This is a genomic window from Prevotella sp. oral taxon 317 str. F0108 (assembly GCF_000162415.1).
Taxonomy (GTDB): domain Bacteria; phylum Bacteroidota; class Bacteroidia; order Bacteroidales; family Bacteroidaceae; genus Prevotella; species Prevotella conceptionensis.
In genome coordinates, this window is sequence record NZ_GG740076.1 from 5,457 (window position 1) to 16,239 (window position 10,783).

At 43.7% G+C, this 10,783-nt stretch carries 9 protein-coding genes and 1 pseudogene; 5 read left to right on the forward strand and 5 right to left on the reverse strand.

What is annotated here, in order from left to right; all coding sequences use genetic code 11:
- Positions 1 to 302: 302 nt before the first annotated feature.
- Together HMPREF0670_RS12610 and HMPREF0670_RS12615 are read right to left on the reverse strand one after the other, a co-directional pair.
- A complete protein-coding gene (locus tag HMPREF0670_RS12610) occupies positions 303 to 737 on the reverse strand; it encodes a Fur family transcriptional regulator (protein WP_009231542.1) in 435 nt (144 codons plus the stop codon).
- Positions 738 to 748: 11 nt separating this feature from the next.
- Positions 749 to 2,032 (reverse strand): histidine-type phosphatase, encoded by a 1,284-nt coding sequence (locus tag HMPREF0670_RS12615; protein WP_009231543.1) that lies wholly within the window; start codon positions 2,030 to 2,032, stop codon positions 749 to 751.
- A gap of 476 nt (positions 2,033 to 2,508) precedes the next feature.
- Between HMPREF0670_RS12615 and HMPREF0670_RS12620 the strand changes: the two genes are divergently transcribed.
- The 5 genes from HMPREF0670_RS12620 (at position 2,509) to HMPREF0670_RS12640 (ending at position 7,172) form a co-directional block, all read left to right on the forward strand.
- A complete protein-coding gene (locus HMPREF0670_RS12620) occupies positions 2,509 to 3,243 on the forward strand; it encodes a hypothetical protein (protein ID WP_009231544.1) in 735 nt (244 codons plus the stop codon).
- 78 nt (positions 3,244 to 3,321) lie between these two features.
- Positions 3,322 to 5,328, forward strand: coding sequence for a hypothetical protein (locus tag HMPREF0670_RS12625; protein WP_044078297.1), 2,007 nt, complete (start codon positions 3,322 to 3,324; stop codon positions 5,326 to 5,328).
- A gap of 96 nt (positions 5,329 to 5,424) precedes the next feature.
- Complete coding sequence (locus HMPREF0670_RS12630) at positions 5,425 to 5,889, forward strand: MaoC family dehydratase (RefSeq protein WP_009231546.1); 465 nt, start codon at positions 5,425 to 5,427, stop codon at positions 5,887 to 5,889.
- Between the two features lie 298 nt (positions 5,890 to 6,187).
- Entirely contained in the window at positions 6,188 to 6,700 is a 513-nt protein-coding gene (locus HMPREF0670_RS12635) for an RNA polymerase sigma factor (RefSeq protein WP_009231547.1), read from the forward strand.
- The gene (locus tag HMPREF0670_RS12640) at positions 6,690 to 7,172 is read left to right on the forward strand and encodes a hypothetical protein (RefSeq protein WP_009231548.1); all 483 of its coding nucleotides are present in this window, start codon (positions 6,690 to 6,692) and stop codon (positions 7,170 to 7,172) included. Before HMPREF0670_RS12635 ends, HMPREF0670_RS12640 begins: the two co-directional genes overlap by 11 nt.
- A gap of 263 nt (positions 7,173 to 7,435) precedes the next feature.
- On the opposite strand, the gene HMPREF0670_RS12645 is transcribed toward HMPREF0670_RS12640, so the two are convergent.
- From HMPREF0670_RS12645 to HMPREF0670_RS12655, 3 genes and pseudogenes are all read right to left on the reverse strand, one after another.
- On the reverse strand, positions 7,436 to 8,341 hold the full coding sequence (locus HMPREF0670_RS12645; RefSeq protein ID WP_009231549.1) for a DNA-methyltransferase: 906 nt from the start codon (positions 8,339 to 8,341) through the stop codon (positions 7,436 to 7,438).
- An 89-nt stretch (positions 8,342 to 8,430) separates the two neighbouring features.
- Positions 8,431 to 9,177 (reverse strand): annotated as a pseudogene (locus HMPREF0670_RS12650) (type II restriction endonuclease); the annotation flags it as partial.
- Between the two features lie 103 nt (positions 9,178 to 9,280).
- A complete protein-coding gene (locus HMPREF0670_RS12655; protein ID WP_009231551.1) occupies positions 9,281 to 10,219 on the reverse strand; it encodes a DNA adenine methylase in 939 nt (312 codons plus the stop codon).
- Positions 10,220 to 10,783 lie beyond the last annotated feature (564 nt).

The following is a 10,783-nucleotide window of genomic DNA, read 5'->3' on the forward strand; positions in this document are numbered from 1 at the left end:
AGGGAGTGATATGTCTTTGTACGAAACCTCCACCCCCACCCTCTCCGGAGGGGAGAGGGGAGTGATATGCTTTGTGACTTTGTGAGCTTGTGAGTTTATGAGCTTGTGACTTTGTGAGTTTATGAGCTTGTGAGTTTGTGAGTTTATGAGCTTGTGAGTTTGTGAGTTTATGACTTTATGAGTTTATGAGTTCTTTTTTTACTCTGCAACAAAGCATTTGGCTTAACCCCATAACTCCTTAACCCCATAACTCCTTAACTCCTTTACGTCTTAACTCCTTAACTCCTTTACGTCTTAACTCCTTAACATCTTATCTTCTTCCTTTCGCATTCGGGGCATACTCCTTTAAGAACATAGTTCACACTATTTAGTCGAAAGCCGTCGGGTAACGGCACCACCGGCACCGCCAATTGTTTAAGACAGAACGTGCGGTGGCAATGTTCGCAATAAAAGTGCGTGTGCTCGTCTTGCACGGTGCAGTCGCAATCGTCTGCACATACGGCGTATTTCAGTGCGCCCGACCCGTCGTCGATGGCGTGAATGAGCCTGTGGAGCAAGAAAAGCGAGAGTGTTCGCGAGATGGTGCTTTTGTCTATCGTGGGTAATAGGCGTTCAAGTTCGGGCAACGAAATGGTTTCGTCGCCTCGCATCATCTCGCGAACAATAAGCAGTCGCGTAGCCGTTGGTTTGATGTGGCGCAGTTCTAGCTTAGCCACAAAGTAGGCTTCATCCTGCATTGATGTTGTTTTTATTCTTTGTAAGCGTCTATCTTTTTCAGGTAGAAGTCGCGGAAATCCTTCCAACGATAATACGAACCGCTAACAGCTTTCAGCGGAAGAGTGGCCTCGTTCTCGTTAAGCATCACCTTGAAAAGCACGTCTTTGTCGGCAGCGTTCTTGCGATAGAACACAAATTGCAGGTTAGATGCCATCGGGAAGATTTTATAGTCCACCCAATTCTCGGCGGCAAGCTTTTCCAAGTCGACGATTTGTCGGCCGTTTTGGTTTAAGTCTAGCAAACAAACCAAAGGCATCACCATGGTGTCGTGCCCATAGCGCAGCGTTGCACCGGGGTTAGGCAGCGCGATGCAGCTGTCTGCTTGGGTTATGATGTTGCGCAATAGGTTACGTTGGCTGTAAGGCTGCGTGCCGCCGTTCAATGGCGAAGGGCCGTAAGCGATATACCAGCGAGCGTTGCCCACCAGCCAGTTGTCGTACAGTTCTTCGTCGGTAAAGAGGTCGAGCAGTTGCAGCTTATGGCGAAGTTCTGTGCTCTGCACGTTGTTGGCCACCTTGATAAGCATGCGGTTAAACTCGGTTCCGTTAAGGTTTTGTTTCCAATATTCGGGGTCGTTGAAGAGCGAATTCATCAGTCTTTCGTGCATATCGTGCCTCTTCGCAAACGCCGTCCACTCGTCTTTTGCACGTCCGCGCATCTTTTTCGCACGCAAGCTGTCGTCCGTTTGGTTCATATAATACATGTCGTGCATGCTGGCATCGTGCTTAATAATAAGTTGTGGGTTGAGCAACAAAAGTTGTTGCAAGGCGTTTTCCATGGATAAGATGCAGCGAATAACGGTGGTACTCTTGGCATCGATGGTTGTTCGTCCTGCAAACACCTCAGGAAAATTCTTAAACATGCGGCGTGCGATGCCCTTATGTTGTTCGGCTCCGCGCTGTGTTAGTTCGCCGTCGCGCCCCATTGCCTCTTCGCGTATCAGTTTTAGTTTGGCCATTGTTGCTTTTCCCAGCGGGGTGAGCTTGCCTAAACTGTCGGCCTTAGCCAAAGAGAAGTAAGTTGTGTCGTAGTCTTTTGTGCCGATGAGATAGCGCGACCCATGTCTACCATAGTGGCTGATGTAAAACGGCTTGTACCCTTTCGGCGCAGGCGTCTGTACCTTTTGCGGACCGGGGTAGGCCCAGTAATTACTAGCAGACATAAGTCTGTCTTTCTTGAAATCTTCTTTGGCCTGTTGGGCAAATGCACCAACACTAATGGTCAAAGCGTAAAGTAGAATTGCAGCTTTTCTCATAAGGCGATAATAATGAATATGCAAAGGTAATTATTTTTTTGAATTTGGGCAAAACAATGGGAGGTTAACAGGGTGGGGAGAAGAGATGTTGACGAGTTGACGAGAAGTCAAGTTGACTAGTTAACGAAAATACCAGTTGACAAGTTGACGAGTGTTTAAGCAATTGACGAGAAGACAAGTTGACGGGCTGTTAACCTGTTGACGAGTTGGCGAGTTAACAAGCTGACCAGTTGAACAGAGGTTTAGTATTTGTAATCAGCTTGTTAATCGGTCATCTTGTAAAGTTATCACCATTATTCTGTGTTTAGAATATAATTCGTACCTTTGCCATGCCGTTCAACGTTTTGCAAGCGCGTTTAGTTGCACGCGCATTAGGGCAAAACGGCACCGCAGACTTGGCCATATAGCAAGCCACACCTTACTAATAAGGCAACCTTAGACATGAATAGTAACCATACTAATAACATATAGAACCTATGAATAATGGTATCATCTTAATAACGATATTGTTTCTGGTGGTGGCAATAAATATTATTGTCGTAATCAGAATAAGGAAAAGGCCCGATAATATTGTGGGGCTAGGCCTTGAAAATACGGAGGAAGAGATAGCCGAAGACAAGGCGTGGCGTGCATTGTTGTGCAGGTGCATAAGCATTGGCAACGTAATAACCTTAATTGGCGGTGGCGTTTCGATTTATTTCGACAACCTATTGCTTTACACGCTGTTCGTTTCTTTGCCCATTCCGCTTGGCTTGCTGTTTGCATACGGCAAGAAATGCAAGTCGGGCAAAGGCGGTTCTGAACAGAAAAGCACAGTGCTCGTAGTCACCATTGCCGTCGTCTTTCTTCTCGAATTGGTGGCTATCGTGGCCGTTTCCTTTCATGGCAGTGGCGACATAAAGCTCTCGTTTAACCAAAATGAGCTGGAAATCCACGGCCTGTATGGCACAAACATTCCGTACGAAGACATCAAACAGCTTAGCTTGAAAAGCTGCTTGCCCGCGATAAAGCACCGTTCCAACGGATTTGAGGCACGAAAGACGAGGTTGGGCAACTTCGTAACCAACGACGATTTGCGCATCAAGCTGTTTACACACTCCGACACCTGCTTTATTCGTATTGTTACGAAAGGCAACGAAGTGTTTTACCTGAGCAGTAGGCAGCCCAGCAAAACAAAAACGCTGTTGGGGGAAATACAGAAACGCATATAGGGTGGGGTAAATGTTAATACAGACGTCGTCGCTTTTTCTATTACCCCCAAAAAAATCTAACATTAGCTTATTTTATTCATGGCAAATAATTTATTTATAGAAAACTATATGAATAGAGTGCACTATTTTTCGAGTAACGATCTTTCCATTGGCCATTATCTTAAATTAGTAGAGGAACGAATAAATGAGTTGTCACAAAGTTCTATGCATATGGAACTTGTTGATATAATAGAATTATGGAGTATACGTAAGCTCTTTGAAGAGGGTTGTCGCTTAACAACATGGACGGATGTGAAATGCCAAGAACTGAATGCCGCCACTAGTTCGTATAATACAATCATTGCTAAATATCTTAATTCACTTAATCCTAGTTGCATTAAAGAGGGTTACTCTAAGCTGGATAGGGTATATAAACAGTCTTTTTGGAAAATAGTCTCGCAGTTTAAATGCTTTAAGATAATTCTGCCTGAAACTTTATCGGACATAATAAAGGAAAATACAAATGATTTACGAGCTGTACTATCATGCAAACAGCTGGTTGACAAGTTTAAGAATGAGATAAAGAAGGTCTTGATTGAAAGTGAAGAAACTGCACACATTCTACTTGATAAATATGTGTCACGGCCATTAGGACATTCTGGCAATGAAATCTACTTGCCTTCAAACTTATCAGTAGCTGACAGTGAAAGAATAATACAAATATATTTAGCTAGTTCTGATCCAAATTTAAATTATGTGCGGCTTATTTGTCAAGCTAAAAACCAAGATGGTAAGTTTGTTTTATCTGCCAAAACTCGATTGGTTGCAAAAAGACTAGAAAAACGGCTGAATATGGAGCTGTTGGACAATCCGCAAACTGCAATGGCAACATTTGGATTGAGAATCGCTTTTATTAACGAAGAAAAGGCACCCCTTTTTACTTCAAGTAATGAAAATGGACTGCTAGCGTATACTTACAATATAAATGGTATAAGCAAGTATAAAGATGAAGAGCTCCTCTTTTATTGTTATCGCAATTTTGATTGGTTGAACGAGCACTTTATGTTGAATTTGATAAATAAACATTGCGAGGTGGAAGGTTTAGAATACCTACTTATGGATAAAAGTAGTACGGCATACCCTGATTATAGTAGTTTTAGGCACAAAAATATGATTGCCCTTTATCAGCTATATGGCTTTTGTCAAAGCCTTAATCGCCTAGATCGGCCGCTTGAGAACGGCCTATGTAAATTTTATAGCGAAACCCTTAAAAACAAAGTCGGCTATCCAAGTATAGAAATAAAACTTCCTAATTGCAATGACGATTGGCTCACAAAATGTAGAATGATATTTCCAGAGTTAGACAATGTTGCAAGACAGTTTAATACTTTTGTGGAAGAGGACGAGATTGACCCTGAATATTTAGAATTGTTGAAGCCAATGAAGATGACGGATGCAAAAAGCCTTCTCGTAAGCAAATATTGTGAGGCTAATAATAATAGCAAGGATATTGGGAACATATTGAATAATCTATTTGATTCAGGCTCTTTGCTTGACTATGTAGAGCCGTACAAGAATGAGTCGCTTGGTTCTTTTGTAAATCTGATGGAGCATAAAAAGGTGAATTATAACAATTATGAGGAACACCAGAAATATAAAATAGACTTTCTGATAGACTTAGACATTGTCCAAGTAGAAAAGGACGGAACGTTAGTGTTTGTGAATCATTCTATAATAGAAGTTCTCAAGCATATCTGGGAGTTTAGTGCTTGTTCTTATTGGCATCTTGATGAAGAGGGAAGGGCTGCTGCCAATGAGATGATAAAGAAGGGCTGGCTAATAACTGATGACCATCTATTAAGTAGGGAAGAACGGAAGTATTTTAGCTTTTATACAGATAACGTAGAGTTCACTAATGGCTATGAGTATAGAAATAGGTATGCACATGGTAAAACACCTCCTCCAAGCGATGTGAATGCACATACCGAAGCTTATCTTGTGCTTTTGCGGCTCTTTACCATTCTACTTCTGAAAGTATATGACGATCTTCATTTAGCTTATAAGCTCTTGGTAAAATGGCTTCCGACGGCACCCAAAATAAAATAACATTTGTTTTCCTCAATTCTTTTGCGTAATTTCGCCGTTGTTTTACGGCTTAGCGGCCGCCAAAATTTAGTATCACATCATCATTAACATATCACAATGAGCAAATTAGTTGTTAACTCTTATGAAGAGTTTGCCGCCCATTTGGGCGAAGAGCTGGGCGTTTCGCCGTGGCTGGAAATAGACCAAGAGCGCATTAACCTCTTTGCCGATGCCACACTAGACCATCAATGGATACATGTTGACGTGGAGCGCGCCAAGCAAGAGAGCCAGTTTAAGAGCACCATTGCACACGGATACCTAACGCTTTCGCTGCTGCCCCACTTGTGGGAACAGATTATTGAGGTGAACAATATCAAAATGTTGGTGAACTATGGCATGGACAAGATGCGCTTTGGGCAGGCCGTGGTGACGGGAAGTCGTGTGCGACTGGTTACCAAACTGCATGCCATCAGCAACATTCGCGGCATCTGCAAAACCGAAATCGAGTTTAAAATCGAAATAGAAGGACAGCGCAAGCCTGCACTCGAAGGCATCGCCACCTTCTTGTATTATTTCGAATAGAACCTTATCATAGCCCATTCCGTACCCAACAAAAAAACTGTTTGTTGGCTTTCGGAATGCGCTTTCTATTGCATCGCAACATTGTCAGTCTTCTTGGGGCATGGTTCCAAGCGGCTGGCAGTGTAGTCCCATCAGCCTTATGCTGTTGTTCTAGGCTGCTTATGCCGTGTGTATCTGTTGTTAATATGCGGCGAGTTGGTGGCTAGCGGCACAACAAACAGCCCCCTTGTTTTGGTTAAAACGTGTTAATGCGCGTAACATCCTTTGCGCCCAATCGTCATTTATTACAGAGACAGAGATGAACAAAATAAGCTTTCGCAATGACATTCTGCCCTTAAAGGACAAACTATACAGGTTGGCGTTGCGCATTACGCTTAATGCTCGCGATGCCGAAGACATTGTGCAAGACACGCTCATCAAGGTTTGGAACAGGCGCGATCGCTGGGACGAGCTAGACTCTATCGAGGCATTCAGCCTGACGGTTTGCAGAAATCTGGCACTAGACAGCATCAAAAGGAAAGGACATAACAACCCCTCGATTGAAGATGCACATGCCGACAGACCCGACCTAACGGCAAATCCTTACGAGGAAATGTTGCATAACGACCGCGTAAAGCTTGTGAGAGACATCATCAATGCCTTACCCGAGAAACAAAAGACGAGCATGCAGCTCCGAGAGTTCGAAGGGAAAAGCTATCGCGAGATTGCCCAGATAATGGAAGTTACCGAAGAACAGGTTAAGATAAACATCTTCAGGGCAAGGCAAGCGATAAAACAAAAGTTCAAAAATGCAGATGATTATGGATTATAAATATATCAACCAGCTATTGGAGCGCTATTGGAACTGCGAAACTTCATTAGAAGAAGAAGGTATCCTGCGTGCGTTTTTCAGTCAGAAAGACGTTCCTGCTGAGCTACGCCAGTACCAATCGCTCTTTGCCTACCAGCAAATGGAGAGCAAGGCGAAACATCTGGGTGCCGATTTCGACAGCAAGCTGTTGGCCATAATCAACGAGGAAGAGCCTGTTAAGGTGAAGGCACGCACCATCACGCTTACCCAACGCCTCATGCCGCTGTTCAAAGCGGCCGCCGTTGTGGCCATCTTCCTCACGTTGGGCAATGCCGCGCAAGAGTCGTTCCAAACGAAACCCACTTCGCCCGCAGGCATGGCAGGATATAACAAGGTGGAGAAAGGGGCATCCGTTGCCCTAGGCGACTCGGCCGTTATCGACACCTTGAAGAAGTCGGGCGAACCCGCCGCCTCGCTCAACATCATTAAATAAGAAATTTTTCTATGCTTTCTCAATAACAATGTTTAGTAAAACAACATCGAAGCTGTGAAGCTTCTTTCTCTCAAATTTTTCATTATACTAACGTAAGGTCAACGGCCGCAGATACCCAAAAGGTGCTGCGGCCTTTACTTTGTGTGTGAAGCTGTGGCATAAGAGGAAAGTAATGGGGCGTGAACAACTCGTGAACGCGCTAATTCCAATGCAAGAGGGGGCAATGATGCTCAACAAAGATGAGATACACTTATCAAATATACTTAAAAAGGCAATGTGCTGATGTTATAGCTTGGCACATCCTCGCACATCAGCATAGTTTCTGTAAGAGGTTCGGTTTTATACCCGTTGTTTAGCTTTCTTAGCTGTTTTAAAATCTTATCTATGTATATTGTAGCAACGTCTGGTTGCTCAATTTCCATATGCCTTGCTTTTGATATTTCGAGGAAATGGTGCTCTTGCTCTATGCCAAAGTATCTACGGCCAAACAAGTTTGCGGCAATGCCGGTGGTACTGCTGCCTGCAAAGGGGTCGAGAACCCAGTCGTTTGGCCTCGTTGAGGCAAGGATGATGCGTGTAAGCAATCCCAGTGGCTTTTGGGTAGGGTGTTTTGTGCAGGTCTTTTCCCACGGAGCAATGGCAGGTAGGTGCCAAACGTCGGTCATTTGTTTGTTGTCGTTCATCTCTTTCATCAGTTGGTAGTTGAAATAATGTGGGACTTTTGGGGACTTTCGCGCCCATATAACAAACTCTGAACTATGAGTAAAGTACCTGCAAGAAATGTTTGGTGGGGGATTTGTCTTAGCCCATGTGATTACATTTAGTATTTTATATCCGAGTTCAGCAAGGCAATTGGCCACGCTAAATATGTTATGATAAGTTCCGCTTACCCAAATTGTGCCGTTATCTGCCAGCTTATCACGGCAAACTTCTAGCCACCTGCGATTGAAAAGGTTGTCTTCGTCTGCCCCATGCGACTTATCCCAATCGCCCTTGTTCACACTTACCACCTCTCCACTTTGACAACTGATGCCACCATTGCTCAAAAAATAAGGCGGATCTGCAAATATTGTATTGAACTTAAAGTCGAATTGGCCAAGAAGTTCAATGCAATTGCCTTGTAGAAGGTTAAAGTGTCGGTCGTCAGACCTATAATATGTTTCTATCATTTAAGCGTTGGGCTATGTGTTAAGGCTAGTTCCACCACCTATTGTCACAAGCAAAAGCCCTGTTGAGTGGGCTTTATCGAAGTATCATGCTATTGCCTTAGTGTGTCAACAAAAGGCTTAAAGGTGGTTAGGTTGTATATACTTGGAATGGTGTAGAACGCTTCTTCGAGCTTACCTTTGGCACTTTCCCATCCCTTTCCGTCCGTAACCCACACAAACTCGTACCCCTCGCACGCATTAACCTTGGGAGCAAGCTCGGCGTATGCACGAGCCACTTCGTTAAGCTTTGAGCCTCCGCCACTGTAAAAGTTCACTTCCATGAGGTAAGTCTTAGCTGGTGTCTCCACAACAAAGTCGAAACGTTTGCTATCTACGCCTAGGGCTTGGTACACTTCGGGAAATTCGCGTGAGTAGACTTCTTGTCTGAACTCCACATTTGCTTTGGTTAGGATGCTGGCAACCCGCTCTTCCATGATGTGTCCGCTACGGTTTTTGCGGGCATTGGTATCAAGACCCACTTCCACTCCAAACACATAATCCACAAGGTTGGTTATCTGTTTGTTGCGAAATACTTTTTCTAAGCCTGTGTCTTGAATAAATTCTACCACGCCTTCTGCGGAAGTGAAAAACTCTTCAATAAGTTGTATCTCGCTTTCCCTGTTAAAAGAAAGTTTCTTATCCTTGGCGCGAACACCTATAAGTATGTCAAGCGTGGTAAATACCTGTGGGTTCTCTTTCCATAAGTCGTGAACGGCGGCAGCAATATCGTCTTTGCCAATTAGGTAGTTGAGGGCGTTTAGCCGCATTGCTATTTTGTTTACGTTGGCATGGCACTTGGCGAAATCAGTTTAGAAACCAAGGTTTGCATTGGTTTCTAGTAATTGAGACATGAACGTTTTAAACTCTTCTTTGGTATGCGCTTTCATTATATCCATAGAATTAGATGCTTACGGCAATGGTTTCGCGCGCAGTGCGGTTCTCTCCTTGCCCGATGTTAGAAATCATAAGTTCGGTTAACTTTCCTCGTTTTTCTGCATTTGAGTTAATCATGCGTGTGGCAAACACCCGCTGAATGCTGTATGCGGCATACAGATTGTCGAAGAAATTGTCTTTGGGGTCATAGCTCTTAACGTCAGAGTTGCTTAGAACAAACAAGCTGCCACGCCCGCTTACCTCGTTACAGAAGTTTCGTAAGCGCACTTGTTCTGCATCGTCAAAGGGCTCTTTAACGTAAGTGTTGAAAGAAGACGTGCTGTTCAACGGCTTGTATGGCGGGTCGAGGTAGAACAACGTGTCTTCGTTGGCATAACGCTTTGTAGCGTCAAAGTCGCCGCAAAGGATGTCCACGCGTTGCAAGAGGTCAGAGTCGACCATGATAGTTTGCTCATCGCATATCTTAGGGTGTACATATTTGCCGTGAGGAACGTTAAACTTACCCTTGGAGTTCTCGCGATAAAGGCCGTTAAAACAAGTTCGATTTAAGAAGATAAAGATAGCGGCTTGCTCCACGTTCGTTAGTTCGTCATCGTTAAAACGCCTGCGTTTCTCCATAAAGTAGGCCGTGCGTTCGGCATGGTTCATGGGCAGATACTCGTTTTCAAGCACACGGAGCGCACTAATAAGCTTTTGGGGCTTGGCATTAATAACACGATACACGTTTATCAGTTTTGCGTTTACGTCGTTGATAACAGCGTGTTGTATGTTGGGATAGTGCTGTAATAGCCAAAACAAAACAGAACCTCCGCCAACAAATGGTTCCACATAGGTGATGTTCCTGTTGTGGAAATCTGTTGGTAAAAGGCTCTCTATGTCAGACAAGAGTTGCGTTTTCCCTCCTGCCCACTTAACAAACGGCTTTGCGCCTTTGTGTATAGTCATCAATACTTCTTGTTTTGACAATGCCAGCTTCTTACTTCGTTATATATAAGGAGTTGCTGTTTCATACACGTCTTTTTTACGAATTGTGTTGCGTTTCAATCCACCTTATACGTGCAAAAGTAACAAATAAAGCTAAGATAAAGGCTGCTTAGCAATATTATTTCACGAAAGATGACGGTTGTTTAGTGCTGAAACAGAAACCAACAACCAATATCTCTGCTCGGTTTATGTGGCAGTTATTTTGAAACGACAACAATTGGGGGAGCATAAAAACCCATTCAACGGCTATACAAACGTTGTGCAACCAATGAAATCGTCTCGGCTTTTAATCTTTCTATAAATTGAGAGGAATTTCTTGTCTTTGTGATGCCAACACAAGATAAACACTCCGTTCACATACGAAGTGCGGGACAAGTCAACTCACTGGCCAATAAACTCATGAAAACCCAACAACTCCCGAATACATCAACTCATCAATTTACTAACCGCCCAACTTACAAACTCGCCAACTCAAAACCTTACAATCCTATCAACTCAAAAACTCACAACCTCAAAAACCTCCCC

Excerpts from the sequence above, each read along its gene's own strand:
- HMPREF0670_RS12640 (WP_009231548.1), top strand. The coding sequence starts at position 6,690 with ATGGATTATAAATATATCAACCAGCTATTGGAGCGCTATTGGAACTGC.
- HMPREF0670_RS12635 (WP_009231547.1), top strand. The coding sequence starts at position 6,188 with ATGAACAAAATAAGCTTTCGCAATGACATTCTGCCCTTAAAGGACAAA.
- HMPREF0670_RS12655 (WP_009231551.1), bottom strand. The coding sequence starts at position 10,219 with ATGACTATACACAAAGGCGCAAAGCCGTTTGTTAAGTGGGCAGGAGGG.
- HMPREF0670_RS12645 (WP_009231549.1), bottom strand. The coding sequence starts at position 8,341 with ATGATAGAAACATATTATAGGTCTGACGACCGACACTTTAACCTTCTA.
- HMPREF0670_RS12625 (WP_044078297.1), top strand. The coding sequence starts at position 3,322 with ATGGCAAATAATTTATTTATAGAAAACTATATGAATAGAGTGCACTAT.
- HMPREF0670_RS12610 (WP_009231542.1), bottom strand. The coding sequence starts at position 737 with ATGCAGGATGAAGCCTACTTTGTGGCTAAGCTAGAACTGCGCCACATC.
- HMPREF0670_RS12630 (WP_009231546.1), top strand. The coding sequence starts at position 5,425 with ATGAGCAAATTAGTTGTTAACTCTTATGAAGAGTTTGCCGCCCATTTG.
- HMPREF0670_RS12615 (WP_009231543.1), bottom strand. The coding sequence starts at position 2,032 with ATGAGAAAAGCTGCAATTCTACTTTACGCTTTGACCATTAGTGTTGGT.
- HMPREF0670_RS12620 (WP_009231544.1), top strand. The coding sequence starts at position 2,509 with ATGAATAATGGTATCATCTTAATAACGATATTGTTTCTGGTGGTGGCA.